Consider the following 13,956-nt stretch of genomic DNA (forward strand, 5'->3'; position numbering starts at 1 on the left):
AGGCTACCAGCGCCAGCCGCTCAGCGTGCTGTCCGGGCAGCCGCGGACGAAAAAGGTGCGCCCGCCGTTGGTGAAGCCGTCCGTGGGCATTCCCAGCGGCAGGCCCATGTCCTTGCGCAGGTACAGTGGCAGGCTGGCCGCCTGCTCCAGTTCCTGCCGGTCCAGCCGCTCGCGGCGCCAGGCCACCCAGCGGCGGCGCACCTGCCATCCGCCGCTGGCGCGGTCCCGCCGGGCCTGCCACTGCCGGACCCACAATTCGCGCAGCCGCCATCCCCGCGTGGCCGGCGCCACGCCGTGTTCCATCGTCACCGCCATGTCGCAGAATCCCCAGGCTTTGCTTTCCTGCCTTCCCGCAAGATGCTAGCCTTGAAGGCGCATTGCCAATCATGGTTCGTCATGGGGGCATAAGCGCGGCTGATGGATCACCTTCCCCCCTTGGCAGCCCTGAGGGTCTTCGACTCGGTCGCGCGGCACATGTCCTTCACCGCCGCCGCCCGCGAGCTGGGCATGACCCAGGCCGGCGTCAGCCACCACATCCGCCTGCTCGAGGACCGGCTGGGCAGTCCCCTGTTCCTGCGAAAGCCCGGCGGCATTGAGCTGACCAGCTTCGGCGCTCGCGTGACGGGGCCGACCCACGAGGCCTTTGACCTGCTGCGCGCGGCTTTCGGGCCCGCGCGGGAACGCGAGCGGCTGGCAATCTCGACCTTGGCGACGCTGGCGGGCAACTGGCTGTCGCAGCGGCTGGGGCGGTTCCAGGCCGAGAATCCCGGCCTTGCGGTGCGGCTGGAAACCTCGGACCACCTGGTCGATTTCGCGCGCGAGGATCTGGATGTCGCGATCCGCATGGGCGACGGCAACTGGCCCGGGCTGACGGCGCACCAGCTGTTTCCCGTGGACTTCACGCCCATGCTGTCGCCCGAGCTGATCCGGCGGCACGGCCCGCTGGCGGACCCCGCGCAGATCGTGCCGCTGCCCTGGATCGACCGGGACCAGCCGGGCTGGCAGATCTGGCTGGCGGCGGCCGGGGTCGTGCTGTCCTGCGACGACCCGGCTCGGCCCGCGCTGACGCTGGGCACGCAGATCCACGAGGCCCGCGCCGCCATGGCCGGCGAAGGCGTCGCGCTGCTGACGCCGCGCTTCTTCCGCTTTGAACTGGCGACGGGCGCGCTGGTCCAGCCCTTCCCGATCACGGCGACGGACGGCAAGGCCTACTGGCTCGTCTATCCGCCCGCGCGCCGGCACCGGCCTGCCATCCAGGCCTTCCGCCGCTTCCTGCTGTCCGAACTCGCAGCGGACGAGGGGCCGGGCGCCTAGAGCGCCGTCCAGCCCCCGTCGACCGAGATGGTCGTGCCGGTGATCTGGGCCGCGGCATCCGAGCACAGGAAGACCGCCGTGCCGCCCATCTGTTCCACCGTGGCGAACTCGCCCGAGGGCTGGCGGGCCAGCATCACCTTGGCGATGACCTCCTCGCGCCCCATGCCGTGGGTCTTCATCTGGTCGGGGATCTGCTTTTCCACGATGGGCGTCAGGACATAGCCCGGGCAGATGGCGTTGCAGGTGATAGCCTCGGTCGCGGTTTCCAGCGCCGTGACCTTGGTCAGCCCGACGACGCCGTGCTTGGCCGCCACATAGGCCGACTTGTAGGGCGAAGCCGTCAGCCCGTGGGCCGAGGCGATGTTGACCACCCGTCCCCAGCCCGCCTTGCGCATCATCGGCAACGCGACGGCCGTGGTGTGGAAGGCACTGGACATGTTGATGGCGATGATCGCGTCCCAGCGCTCGGCCGGGAACTCGGGGATCGGGGCAACGTGCTGGATGCCCGCGTTGTTCACCAGGATGTCGCAGCGCCCGGCCTTCTCGACCAGCGCGCGGCAGTCCTCGGCCTTGCTCATGTCCGCCTGGATGTAGCGGACGGTGACGCCGTGGTCGCGCGACAGCCGCTCGGCCAGCGCGTGATCCTCGGGCGCGTCGGTGAAGCTGTTGATGACCACGTCGGCCCCCGCCGCGGCCAGCGCCTCGGCCACGCCGAGGCCGATGCCGCTGTTCGATCCGGTGACCACCGCCGCCTTGCCCGCCAGCACCCTGTCCGCCATGTCCTGCTGTCCTCTGCCTGTTCCCCTGCGAGCTTAGCGCCGGGCAAACCGCGTCCGCCAGTCCCTTCCCGCAGGTGCCCGGGATCCCCCAGGGACAAAAAAAGACGCCCGCACGAAGCGGGCGCCAAGTCATGAGGCAGGTTTCATACAGGCAAGAAACCTATCGAGCAGTGATTTCGATATACGCCCAACGCCCTGCCACGCCAAGGGCCGAGTTTGCCTCGAACTGACCAGAAGGTTAATCTCGGGCGCAGAACCGGCATCCAAGCCGCGCAAAGCAGGACAGGCACCCATGCGAAACCTTCGATTTCCTGATGATTTCGCAGTCATCCGCCTGCTGAAGGCCGCCGTTCTGGGTCTGGCATGTGTTGCAGCCATGCCGCTGCCAAGCCGCGCCGAGGCGGCCCATGCCCTTGCAATGTTTGGAAAACCCGTTCTTGGTGAGGAAGCTGTCTCTCTGCCCTATGCCAACCCCCGGGCACCCAAGGGCGGGACGATTCGCTTTGCCGAGCCGGGCAGCTTCGATTCCCTCAAGCCCTGGGTGCTGAAAGGCAATCCCGCGTGGTCCGTGGGCGTCCATGTGGCCGAGCCGCTGATGCTGCGGTCGCTGGATGAGCCCTTCACGTTGTATTGTCTTTTGTGCGAGACCGTGGAAACGAATCAGCAGCGCAGCTGGGTGGCCTTCACGCTGCGGCCCGAGGCGCGGTTTTCCGACGGCTCGCCCGTCACGGTCGAGGACGTGATCTGGTCCTTCCAGACGCTGGGGACCGAGGGTCATCCCCGCTATGCGGGCGCCTGGGCCAAGGTGTCGGGCATCACGCAGACCGGAGAACGCTCGCTGCGGATCGAGTTCTCGGAACCCGATCGCGAACTGCCGCTGCTGATGGGCCTGCGCCCGGTGCTGAAGAAGGCGCAGTGGCAGGGCAAGGACTTCGCCGCCTCGTCGCTGGAGGTGCCGGTCGGCTCGGGTCCTTACGTCGTGGACCGCGTCGATCCGGGCCGGTCCATCAGCTTCCGCCGAAACCCCGACTACTGGGGCCGCGACCTGGCCCTGACGCGCGGGATGTATAACTTCGACGAGATCCGCTACGACTATTTCGCCGACAGCAACGCCATGTTCCAGGCCTTCAAGGCGGGCGCGGTCGATGTCTGGCGCGAACTCAGCGCGGTCAAATGGGCCACGGAATACACCTTCCCCGCCCTCACCAGCGGCCGGGTCGTCAAGTCCGAGATCCCGCACCGCCGCCCGTCCGGCATCATGGGGCTGGCGATGAACACCCGCTCGCCGCTGTTTGCGGACTGGCGCGTGCGGCAGGCGATGATCCTGGCCTTCAACCACCGCTTCATCAACCAGACCCTGACCGGCGGCATCGACCCCCGGATTTCCAGCTATTTCGCCAACTCGGACCTGGCCATGCGCCCCGGCCCGCCCGAGCCGGCCGAGGCCGCGCTGCTGGCGCCCTTCGCCGCCCAGGTTCCGCCCGGCACCTTCGAGGGTTATGCCCTGCCCGATGGCTCGGACCGGATGCTCGACCGCGCGTCGCTGCGCGAGGCGGTGCGCCTGCTGGCCGAGGCGGGCTGGACCGTGCAGGAAGGCGTGCTGAAGAACGCGGACGGCCTGCCCTTCGCGCCCGAGATCGTCCTGAACCAGTCGGGCAGCGCCATGCGGGCGGGGTCCGAGGTCCAGCAGATCGTGGACATCTATGTCGAGGCGCTGCGGCCCTTAGGGATTCAGCCGCGCATAACGGTGCTGGACAGCGCGCAATATGTCGAACGCACCAACCGCTTTGCCTTCGACATGACCTGGTACGAACGCGGCCTGTCGCTGTCGCCGGGCAACGAGCAGGCGCTTTACTGGGGATCGGCCAGCGCGGATCAGCAGGGCTCGCGCAACTGGATGGGGGTCCGCTCGGACGCGGTGGACGCCATGATCGTCAAGGCGGTGAATGCCGAAACCGAGGCCGGGCATGTCGCCGCCATCCGCGCGCTGGACCGGCTGCTGACGACCGGGCGCTATGTGATTCCGGTCAGCTATTCGCCCGTCAGCCGGATCGCCCATGCGGCCTGGCTGCGCTATCCGGCGCGGCTCACGGCCTATGGCGACTGGCCCGGCTTCCTGCCGGACCTGTGGTGGTCCGAGCAGGCGGGCGGGCAGGATTCGGCTCAGCGGCCCTCGTCGTCGCCGTCGTCAGGGTAATCGTCGTCATCCCCGAAGCGGGCGTCGTCGGCATATTCATCCTCGCCCTCGGCCACGTACTTGCCCGACAGGCGGATCGAGTGGTTGTCGTGCAGCGGGTCCATCACGATGTCCGAAGGGATTTCGCCGGCCAGCCATTGCTTGATCTCGTCGCGGGCCTCCTCGACGTCCTGCTCGGTGATCTCGGCGATGTAGCGGACAAAGGCGCGCTGGTCGCCGTCGATCTCGTCCAGAGTCGATTCATCGGCGTCCTCCCATTTTTCAAGGATGGCCTCGTAGAACGCAGGCCAGTTCGCCTGCACATGGGTCCATTTCATCGCGCAATCTCCATCCGTTCGGGGGCAAGCCGCCTTGTCTGCCCCAAACCGCAGGAACGGCGGGTGGTTCCCCGGCGCGATCAGACGGGACGGATCAGCTTGCGTTCCAGGACCCGCAGGACGGTGGGCAGGTCATGGCCGCGGCGCAGGATCTGCCCGTCCATGCCGACCACGGCATACATGCCCTGGGCGTTCCGCAGCTTGGGGCGCTTCTCGATGCGGTACAGCGGGTTTTCCGCCGCGCGGCGGAAGACGGAAAAGACCGCCATGTCGCGCAGAAAGGACATGCCGTAGTCGCGCCACTCGCCGGCCGCGACCATGCGGCCATAAAGGGACAGGATCACCCCCAGTTCCTGCCGGTCGAAGGACACGACCTCGGGCGCGGGGCTGGGCGGGATCATGGGCTGGACCGTCATGCCTTCAAGGTGGCACCCCACCCCCGTCCGTTCAACGGGCAAATCGCGTCTTTCGCGGCAAGGGGCCGCCTCAGTCCTCGTCGGCGGCGACCGCCTGCAGGACCTGGCCCTTGCCCATGGCGCGCAGGACCAGCGGCACGATCAGCCCCAGCGCCGCCAGCGTCAGCAGGACGGCGGCGACGGGGGACTGGACCAGCACGCTCCAGTCGCCCTGGCTGATGGACAGCGCGCGGCGCAGCTGCTGTTCGGCCATCGGCCCCAGGATCAGGCCCACGACGATGGGCGCCACGGGATAGTGGAACATCCGCATCAGGTAGCCGATCAGGCCGAAGCCCATCAGCATCCCAAGTTCGAAGCTGGAGGGGTTGGTGCCAATGGTGCCGAGCGTCGCGAACATCAGGATGCCCGCGTAAAGCCAGGGCTTGGGGATGGTCAGCAGCTTCACCCACAGTCCGATCAGCGGCAGGTTCAGCACGACCAGCATCAGGTTGGCGATCAGCAGCGAGGCGATCAGGCTCCAGACCAAGGTGGGGTTGGTGGCGAACAGCAAGGGTCCCGGCTGCAGGCCGAACTGCTGGAAGCCCGCCAGCATGATCGCGGCCGTGGCCGTGGTGGGCAGGCCCAGCGTCAGCAGCGGCACCAGCGTGCCTGCGGCCGAGGCGTTGTTGGCGGCCTCGGGGCCGGCCACGCCCTCGATCGCGCCATTGCCGAATTCCTCGGGGTGCTTCGTCAGCCGCTTCTCGGCGGAATAGGACAGGAAGGTCCCGATCTCGGCCCCGCCCGCGGGCATGGCGCCGATGGGAAAGCCGATGGCGGTGCCGCGCAGCCAAGGCTTCCACGAGCGCGCCCAGTCGCGGCGACTCATCCAGATCGAGCCCTTCACGGGCAGCACCTGGTCGCGGTCAAGCGCGTGCTGGCCTGCGACGAACAGCGCCTCGCCCACGGCGAACATGCCGACGGCCAGCGTGGTCACGTCCACCCCGTCCAGAAGGTCCGGGAAGCCGAAGGACAGGCGCGCCTGACCCGTCAGTTGGTCGATGCCGATGCAGCCCAAGGCAAGGCCCAGGAACAGCGAGGTCAGGCCGCGCAGCGTCGAATCCCCGAAGGCCGAGGACACGGTGACAAAGGCCAGCACCATCAGCGCGAAATACTCGCGCGGGCCGAAAACCAGCGCCATGCGAACGATATAGGGCGCAAGGAAGGCCAGCAGCAGCGTGGCGATCAGGCCCGCGATGAACGACCCAATGGCGGCGGTGGCCAGCGCCGGGCCGCCGCGCCCGTTCCGGGCCATCCTGTTGCCTTCCAGCGCCGTGATGATCGAGGCGCTTTCGCCCGGCGTGTTCAGCAGGATCGAGGTGGTCGAGCCGCCATACATGCCGCCGTAATAGATCCCCGCGAACATGATCAGCGATCCGGCGGGGTCCAGCCCGTAGGTCACGGGCAGCAGCAGGGCGACCGTCAGCGCGGGCCCGATGCCCGGCAGGACGCCTACCATCGTGCCCAGCAGCACGCCGATGAAGGCATAAAGCAGCAGCATCGGCTGCGCGGCGGCCGCGAGCCCCTGCAGGAGGAAGTCGAACGAGCTCATGGCGCGGCTCCGAAGAACAGCCGCTCAAGCGGCCCGGCCGGAAGGTTCAGCATCAGCACCTGCGAGAAGACGGCCCAGATGACGAAGGCCATCGCAATGCCCAGCGGAATCGTGACGGCAAGGTTGCGCTTGCCGAAGCCGCGCGCGGTCAGCGCGAACAGAAGGCCGGTGGCGATGGAGAAGCCTGCGACCTTCAGCAGCAGAAGCTGCGCGGTCAGCCCGGCCAGCACCCACAGGATCGGCCCGTGGGCCGAAGGGTGCGGGTCGGGAAAGTCGCGGCGCAACGTCGAGATCGCGGTCCAGACGGCCAGCCCGATCAGCACGCCCCCGATGATGCGGGGAAACATCGCCGGGCCGACGTTGGAATAGCCCGCCGCCCCGCTCAGCCGGCCCGCGTCCCACAGCATGACCGCGCCGATGACCGCAAGCCCGGCCGCCACTGCGAACAGCGACGGATGGACGACATGCGGCTCGGGCGGGCGCTCGGCAGGATCGGGGGCCGGATCGGTGTGGGGCGGCGGGCGGTCGGTCATCTTACTTCACCAGACCGATGGACTTCAGCACCTGCTCGGTCGCGGCGGTGTCTTCGGCCAGCTGCGCGTCGAAGTCGGCGCCGGCCAGCCAGGTGTCCGACCAGCCCTTGCTGGCCAGCTGTTCCTGCCAGCCGGCCGATTTCGCCATCTTCTCGATGTCGGCGGTGATGGCGGCCTTCTGCTCGTCCGTGATGCCGGGGGCCGCGGCGACCATGCGCCAGTTCTGCAGATCGACGTCGAGGCCCGCTTCCTTCAGCGTGGGCGCGTCCACGCCCTCGATCCGCTCGGGGGCGCTGACGGCCAGCAGCCGCATGGTGCCCGCCTCGATCTGGCTCTGGAACTCGCCCAGCGAGGACACGCCCGCCGTCACCTGGTTGCCCAGGATCGCGGCCAGCGCCTCGCCACCGCCGGAATAGGCGATGTAGTTGATCTTGGTCGGGTCCACGCCCGCCGCCTGTGCGATCAGGCCCACGGCGATGTGGTCGGTGCCGCCCGCCGAGCCGCCGGCCCAGCTGACCGCGCCCGGGTCGGCCTTCAGCGCCGCGATCAGGTCGGCCATCGTCTGGTGGGGCGAGGCGGCGGGCACCACGATCGCCTCGTATTCGCCGGTCAGGCGGGCGATGGGGGTCACGTCGGCCAAGCTGACGGGCGAGTTGTTGGTCAGCACGGCGCCGACCATAACATAGCCGCCGATGATCAGCGCGTTGGGGTCGCCCTTGTGCTGCTCGGCGAACTGCGCCAGCCCGATCGTGCCGCCCGCGCCGGGGACGTTCTGCACCTGGACGGATTTCGAGATGCCTTCCTTCTGCAGCACGTCCTGCATGGTGCGCGCGGTCTGGTCCCAGCCGCCGCCCGGATTCGCGGGCGCGATGATGGTGTAGTCCGCCGCCATCGCGGGCACCGCCAGGACGGCCGCGAAAAGCGCGCCGAGGGTGAAATGTCGCATGAGTTCCTCCGTTGCCGCGCCGGCCGTCTGCCGCGGCGGGTCGCATTCCCTGCATGGAATAGCGCAGGGGGGCTTTCCACGGAAGTGGCCGCGAGAAGCGCCACGAAGAAAGGGGCGGACCTGCAGGCCCGCCCCTGTCTGCCTTGAGGATCCTCAGGTCAGTAGCAGGCGACCTTCTCGATCCGCCCGCCGGTGCCGATCTCGATGTTCATGCGATCGGCGCGGAAGTCCATCGTGACCGCATCGCCGGGATTGATGACCCGCGTGCCCGCGCGCAGCATCATGTCGCGCAGCACCGAGGCGGGCTGGCCCACCAGCCCCTGCATCGCCGTGGCGTTGCACAGGTCGGGGGCGGGCTCGGGCTCGGCCGGGGGCGCGGGCTCGACGCAGGCGGCAAGCGCCAGCAGGGGAAGAAGCGCAAGGGCGCGCATGGTGATGTCCTTTCCGATCAGCCGCAATCGACGGCCTGGATGTTGCCCGCGGCGTCCAGCCGGAAGACGATCCGCAGCGGATCGTATTCCTGCGGCTCGATGCCCCGGTACTCGACGACGCGATACTGGCGGGTGATGCCGAGAGTCGGGATCACCGATCCGGGCTGGCCGATCGACGAGCGGTAGGTCGTCGCCTTGCAGCCATCGGGTTCGCGCGATTGCAGGCCCGCGACTCCGGTGACGGGCGGCGGCGGCACGACGACCGGGACCGGGTCCACCACGACGGTGGGCGGCGGAGGAGCCACCACGCAGCCGGCCAGCAGCGCGGAAAGGGCAAGGGCAGTCAGTCTTTTCATCGGGTGAGCCGTTCCTGGGTCCTGTTGGTCGGGCAGCCGTTCGTCGGCGCCTCGGGCCGGGACACTATAGGGTTGAGCCAGGGGCCCGGAAAGCGGCGGCGCGGCGGCGGCCTCGCCCCTGTCACCGCCGCGCATCAGTGCTGGGCCGCGGCAATCCGCGCGGGCCTGCCGGACGCAGTCCTGTACCTGCGTTCGGTGACAGGTCCGCAGCCGGATCGCTCATGGGTGTCCCTTGGGTCTGTCGGCAAGGATGGCGGACGGCACCATCGCCGCGTCCTGGCCAATGGACGCTGCGCCCATCGCGGCGTTTCCGATTGACGCCGCGCGGGGGTTTTCCTGTAATCCGCCCAGACCCAACGGGAGAGCCGCCATGACCCTGACCTTCCGCCTTGCCGCGAGCCTCGCCGCGCTGGCGCTGTCCACCGCCGCAGCCCTGGCCGAGCCCGCGCTGGTCTTCGACCTGGGCGGCAAGTTCGACAAGTCCTTCAACGAGGCGGCCTATAACGGCGCCGAGCGCTGGAAGGCCGAGACGGGGGGCACCTACAAGGAACTCGAGATGCAGTCCGAGGCCCAGCGCGAGCAGGCGCTGCGCCGGCTGGCCGAATCCGGGCTGAACCCCATCGTGACCACGGGCTTCGCCTTCGGAGAGGTGCTGAACAAGGTTGCCCCCGACTATCCCGACACCCGCTTCGTCATCATCGACACGGTGGTCGATCAGCCGAACGTCCAGTCCAACGTCTATGCCGAGCCCGAAGGGTCGTATCTCGCGGGCGTTCTGGCGGGCATGGCGTCGAAGACGGGCACCGTCGGCTTCATCGGCGGCATGGACATCCCGCTGATCCACAAGTTCCGCTGCGGCTATGCCGAGGGCTTCAAGTCCGTGCGGCCCGACGGCAAGGTCATCACCAACTTCACCGGCACGACGCCTGCGGCCTGGAACGACCCCGTGAAGGGCGGCGAGCTTGCCCGCGCGCAGAAGTCCCAGGGCGTGGACGTGATCTATGCCGCGGCGGGCGGCACCGGGATCGGCGTCCTGCAGGCGGCGGCCGACGAGGGCATCCTGTCGATCGGCGTCGATTCGAACCAGAACCACCTGCATCCGGGCAAGGTCCTGACCTCGATGGTCAAGCGCGTGGACAACTCGGTCTACGAGGCCTTCAAGGCCGGAGAGGCGGTCGAGCCGGGCATCAAGCTGATGGACCTCAAGGCCGACGGCGTGGGGCTGGCGATGGACGACAACAACGCGCCCCTTATCACGCCTGAAATGACCGCCGCCGTGGAAGAGGCCAAGGCCAAGATCATCGCGGCCGAGATCGTGCCGCATGACTACATGTCCGACAACAGCTGCCCGGCGGACTAACGGCAGATGGCCCTGCCCGGCACCCAAGCCACCGCGCCGCCCGCGATCGAGCTGCGCGGGATTTCCAAGGCCTTCGGGCCGGTGCAGGCCAACCGCGACATCTCTCTGGTCGTGCCTGCGGGCACGATCCACGGCATCGTGGGGGAAAACGGCGCGGGCAAGTCCACGCTGATGTCGATCCTCTACGGCTTCTACCGGCCGGACGCGGGGCAGATCCTTGTCGGCAGGCGCGATGCCGGGATCACCGACAGCCAGTCGGCGATCCGCGCAGGCATCGGCATGGTGTTCCAGCATTTCAAGCTGGTGCCGAACTTCACCGTCGTCGAGAACGTCATCCTGGGGGCCGAGGACGGGGCGCTGCTGGCGCCCTCGGTGTCGCGGGCGCGCAAGGAACTGCGGCGGCTTGCGGCGGAATACCAGCTCGACGTGAACCCCGACGCGGTGGTCGAGACCCTGTCCGTCGGCCACCAGCAGCGTGTGGAGATCCTCAAGGCGCTGTACCGCCAGGCCGACATCCTGATCCTCGACGAACCCACGGGCGTGCTGACCCCGGCCGAGGCGGACCACCTGTTCCGCATCCTCAAGGGCCTGCGGGACCGCGGCAAGACGGTGATCCTGATCACCCACAAGCTGCGCGAGATCATGGAGATCACCGACAACACCAGCGTCATGCGGCGCGGCGAGATGGTGGCGACCGTGCCCACACGCGAAACCTCGCCCGAGCAACTGGCCGAGCTGATGGTCGGCCGGAAGGTCCTGCTGCGGGTGGACAAGGCGCAGGCGGCGCCCGGCACGCCGATCCTTGAGCTGAGCGGACTGCGGATGGTGGACCGCGCGGGGGTGGAACGGCTGCGCGGCATCGACCTGACCGTGCGCGCGGGCGAGATCCTGGGGATCGCCGGCGTCAGCGGCAACGGCCAGACGCAGCTTCTGGACATCCTCGGCGGCTATCCCGAGGCTGGCGCGCAGGTCACCGGGACCGCCCGGCTCGCGGGCCGCACGCTGCCCCTGTCGGGCACCGACGCGCGGGCGCGCCGGCACGCTGGCATCGGCAACATTCCCGAGGACCGGCAGGCCGAGGGGCTGGTGATGGACTTCTCGGCCTGGGAGAACACGGTCCTCGGCCGCCATCGCGACGCAGGGACCGCCCTGATGGACAACGACGCCATCCGCAGCAGGGCCGCCGCCCAGATGGAGCGGTTCGACGTCCGCCCCCGCGACCCCGAGCTTGCGGCCAAGAACTTTTCCGGCGGCAACCAGCAGAAGATCGTCGTCGCACGCGAGATCGAGAGCCGCCCGATTTTGCTGCTGGTTGGCCAGCCCACGCGCGGCGTGGACATCGGCGCCATCGAGTTCATCCACCGCCGCCTGATCGAGCTGCGCGACGCGGGCGCCGCGATCCTGCTGGTTTCGGTCGAACTCGACGAGATCATGGCGCTGTCCGACCGCATCGCCGTCATGTTCGACGGCTGCATCATGGGTGAAAGACTGCCGGACGCCACCTCGGCCGCCGAACTGGGGCTGCTGATGGCCGGCGCCTCGCCCTCGGGCATTCCGCCCGAGCAGGGCCAGCCCGACCCGGATGAACGCGAACCCGCCAAAGGGGTGATCTGATGACCCGCCTGCCCCGCTGGGCCGACCTCGTGCTGGTGCCGCTGATCTCGCTGGCGCTGGCCTTCGCCATCTCGGCGCTGGTGATCCTGTCCATCGGCCAGAACCCGATCGAGGCGCTGAAGGTGATGGTCACGGGCGCGCTCGGGTCCTCCTACGGCTGGGGCTACACGCTTTATTACGCGACGAACTTCATCTTCACGGGGCTTGCCGTGGCGGTGGCGGCACACGCGGGGCTGTTCAACATCGGGGCCGAGGGACAGGCGAGCCTCGGCGGCCTTGGCGTCGCGCTGGTGGCGCTGTCGCTGCCTTGGCCGCATTGGGGGATTGCGCTCCCCGCCGCGATGATCGGGGCGGCGCTCTTCGGGGCGCTATGGGCCTTCATCCCGGCGATCCTGCAGGCCAAGCGCGGCAGCCACATCGTCATCACGACGATCATGTTCAACTTCCTTGCCGCCGCCTTGCTGAACTGGCTGCTGGTCAACGTCCTGCGCCCGGTCGGAAGCATGGACCCCGCCTCGGCCGCCTTTCCCGCGACCACGCAACTGCCTCACCTGACCGACATGGCAGCGGCCGTGGGAATCGAATGGGGCAGGAACACGCCTGCCAACATCAGCTTCCTGATCGCGCTGGCCGCCTGCGGGCTGGTCTGGCTGCTGATCTGGCGCACGCCGCTGGGTTACGAGATCCGCGCCTTCGGCCGGTCGGAACGCGCCGCGCTTTACGCGGGCATCCGGCCCACTCGGATCATCGTGATTGCCATGATGATCTCGGGCGGACTCGCGGGGCTGATGGCCATCAACAACGTCATGGGTGAAGCCGGGCGGCTGCTTCTGAACAGCGCCGAGGGCGCGGGCTTCATCGGCATCGCGGTCGCGCTGATGGGCCGCAACCACCCGGTGGGCATCGTGCTGGCGGCGCTGCTCTTTGGCTTTCTCTACCAGGGAGGCGCGGAACTGGCGCTCTGGACGGCGATCCCGCGCGAGCTGATCGTGGTGATCCAGGCGCTGGTGATCCTGCTCACGGGGGCGCTGGACAACATGGTCAGGATGCCGCTGGCGCGGCTGTTCGGGGCGCGGTGATGGATTACGCGACGATTCTGCAGATCCTCGACAGCGCGGTGCGGCTGATGACGCCCCTGCTGCTGGCCTGCCTTGCCGGGCTTTATTCCGAACGCGCGGGCGTCTTCGACATCGGGCTGGAAGGCAAGATGCTGATGGCGGCCTTCTCGGCCGCTGCCACGGCGGCGGTCACGGGCAGCGTCTGGCTGGGGCTGGTGGCCGGGATCCTTGCGGCCGTGGGGATGTCGCTGATCCACGGGCTGGCGGCGATCACCTTCCGCGGCAACCAGCTGATCTCGGGGGTGGCGATCAACTTCCTGGCCTCGGGCCTGACGGTACTGCTGGGACAGAGCTGGTTCGCGCTGGGCGGCCGCACGCCCTCACTGGAGGGCGCGGCGCGTTTCGGCAGCATCACCCTGCCCGGCGCCGAGACGCTGCGAAGCATTCCCGTGCTGGGCCCCTTCTACGCCGAGGTCGTGTCGGGCCACACGGCGCTGGTCTATGTGGCCGCGCTGCTCGTGCCGGGGACCTGGTGGCTGCTCTACCGCACCCGCTTCGGCCTGCGTCTGCGGGCAGTGGGCGAGAACCCCGCCTCGGTGGATACGGCGGGCGTATCGGTGCCGCGCCTGCGTTGGGCGGCGGTGGCGATCTGCGGGATGCTGACGGGGCTGGCGGGGGCTTACCTCGCCACCGGGCTGTCCGCGGGCTTCGTCAAGGAGATGACGGCGGGCCGGGGCTATATCGCGCTGGCCGCCCTGATCTTCGCCAACTGGCGGCCCTGGCGGGCGCTGGGGGCGACCTTCCTCTTCGGGCTGATGGAGGCGGTCGCGAACCGCTATCCCGAGCTGGACATGGGCTTTGTGACCATCCCTTCGATGGTGATGAGCGCCCTGCCCTACCTGCTGACTGTCATCATCCTTGCGGGCTTCATCGGCCGCGCCACGCCGCCCCGCGCGGGGGGCGAGCCCTACGTCAAGGAACGCTGACAAAGCACTGGCAAGACCCTGCCAAAGACCTGGGAAACCCGCAAAATCTTGTGTGTTTCCC

At 68.7% G+C, this 13,956-nt stretch carries 15 protein-coding genes; 6 read left to right on the forward strand and 9 right to left on the reverse strand.

Annotated features, from left to right (window positions below; all coding sequences use genetic code 11):
• Window positions 1-3: 3 nt before the first annotated feature.
• On the reverse strand, window positions 4-315 hold the full coding sequence (locus BLQ03_RS05540; protein ID WP_090753746.1) for a hypothetical protein: 312 nt from the start codon (window positions 313-315) through the stop codon (window positions 4-6).
• 102 nt (window positions 316-417) lie between these two features.
• Here BLQ03_RS05540 and BLQ03_RS05545 point away from each other — a divergent pair, with 102 nt between their 5' ends.
• The gene (locus BLQ03_RS05545) at window positions 418-1,314 is read left to right on the forward strand and encodes a LysR substrate-binding domain-containing protein (RefSeq protein WP_175558775.1); all 897 of its coding nucleotides are present in this window, start codon (window positions 418-420) and stop codon (window positions 1,312-1,314) included.
• On the opposite strand, the gene BLQ03_RS05550 is transcribed toward BLQ03_RS05545, so the two are convergent.
• Window positions 1,311-2,093: a 3-hydroxybutyrate dehydrogenase gene (locus BLQ03_RS05550; RefSeq protein ID WP_090753750.1), complete on the reverse strand. Its 783-nt coding sequence runs from the start codon at window positions 2,091-2,093 to the stop codon at window positions 1,311-1,313. The two genes, BLQ03_RS05545 and BLQ03_RS05550, sit on opposite strands and share 4 nt — an antisense overlap.
• Before the next feature lie 292 nt (window positions 2,094-2,385).
• Here BLQ03_RS05550 and BLQ03_RS05555 point away from each other — a divergent pair, with 292 nt between their 5' ends.
• On the forward strand, window positions 2,386-4,290 hold the full coding sequence (locus BLQ03_RS05555; protein WP_090753751.1) for an extracellular solute-binding protein: 1,905 nt from the start codon (window positions 2,386-2,388) through the stop codon (window positions 4,288-4,290).
• Here BLQ03_RS05555 and BLQ03_RS05560 read toward each other — a convergent pair.
• The 7 genes from BLQ03_RS05560 to BLQ03_RS05590 form a co-directional block, all read right to left on the reverse strand.
• Window positions 4,257-4,607 (reverse strand): hypothetical protein, encoded by a 351-nt coding sequence (locus BLQ03_RS05560; RefSeq protein WP_090753753.1) that lies wholly within the window; start codon window positions 4,605-4,607, stop codon window positions 4,257-4,259. The two genes, BLQ03_RS05555 and BLQ03_RS05560, sit on opposite strands and share 34 nt — an antisense overlap.
• Window positions 4,608-4,687: 80 nt before the next feature.
• Window positions 4,688-5,023, reverse strand: coding sequence for a DUF2794 domain-containing protein (locus BLQ03_RS05565; RefSeq protein WP_090753754.1), 336 nt, complete (start codon window positions 5,021-5,023; stop codon window positions 4,688-4,690).
• 70 nt (window positions 5,024-5,093) lie between these two features.
• Window positions 5,094-6,611: a tripartite tricarboxylate transporter permease gene (locus BLQ03_RS05570; RefSeq protein WP_090753756.1), complete on the reverse strand. Its 1,518-nt coding sequence runs from the start codon at window positions 6,609-6,611 to the stop codon at window positions 5,094-5,096.
• Window positions 6,608-7,144, reverse strand: a complete 537-nt coding sequence (locus BLQ03_RS05575) for a tripartite tricarboxylate transporter TctB family protein (RefSeq protein ID WP_090753758.1) — start codon at window positions 7,142-7,144, stop codon at window positions 6,608-6,610. The genes BLQ03_RS05570 and BLQ03_RS05575 overlap by 4 nt, the downstream gene beginning before the upstream one ends.
• A gap of 1 nt (window position 7,145) precedes the next feature.
• Window positions 7,146-8,090, reverse strand: coding sequence for a Bug family tripartite tricarboxylate transporter substrate binding protein (locus BLQ03_RS05580; RefSeq protein WP_090753760.1), 945 nt, complete (start codon window positions 8,088-8,090; stop codon window positions 7,146-7,148).
• Window positions 8,091-8,248: 158 nt separating this feature from the next.
• Window positions 8,249-8,521 carry an I78 family peptidase inhibitor gene (locus BLQ03_RS05585; RefSeq protein ID WP_090753761.1) on the reverse strand — a complete coding sequence of 91 codons (273 nt, stop codon included), beginning with the start codon at window positions 8,519-8,521 and terminating at the stop codon, window positions 8,249-8,251.
• A 17-nt stretch (window positions 8,522-8,538) separates the two neighbouring features.
• Window positions 8,539-8,877, reverse strand: coding sequence for a hypothetical protein (locus tag BLQ03_RS05590; protein ID WP_245688689.1), 339 nt, complete (start codon window positions 8,875-8,877; stop codon window positions 8,539-8,541).
• Window positions 8,878-9,247: 370 nt separating this feature from the next.
• Here BLQ03_RS05590 and BLQ03_RS05595 point away from each other — a divergent pair, with 370 nt between their 5' ends.
• From BLQ03_RS05595 to BLQ03_RS05610, 4 genes are read left to right on the forward strand one after another with little or no spacing between them, the layout of a single operon-like run.
• Complete coding sequence (locus BLQ03_RS05595; RefSeq protein WP_090753763.1) at window positions 9,248-10,237, forward strand: BMP family lipoprotein; 990 nt, start codon at window positions 9,248-9,250, stop codon at window positions 10,235-10,237.
• A 6-nt stretch (window positions 10,238-10,243) separates the two neighbouring features.
• A complete protein-coding gene (locus BLQ03_RS05600; RefSeq protein ID WP_090753765.1) occupies window positions 10,244-11,851 on the forward strand; it encodes an ABC transporter ATP-binding protein in 1,608 nt (535 codons plus the stop codon).
• Entirely contained in the window at window positions 11,851-12,930 is a 1,080-nt protein-coding gene (locus tag BLQ03_RS05605) for an ABC transporter permease (protein ID WP_090753766.1), read from the forward strand. Before BLQ03_RS05600 ends, BLQ03_RS05605 begins: the two co-directional genes overlap by 1 nt.
• Window positions 12,930-13,895, forward strand: a complete 966-nt coding sequence (locus BLQ03_RS05610) for an ABC transporter permease (protein ID WP_090753768.1) — start codon at window positions 12,930-12,932, stop codon at window positions 13,893-13,895. The genes BLQ03_RS05605 and BLQ03_RS05610 overlap by 1 nt, the downstream gene beginning before the upstream one ends.
• Window positions 13,896-13,956: the final 61 nt, after the last annotated feature.

The organism is Paracoccus chinensis (assembly GCF_900102885.1).
Classification (GTDB): Bacteria; Pseudomonadota; Alphaproteobacteria; order Rhodobacterales; family Rhodobacteraceae; genus Paracoccus; species Paracoccus chinensis.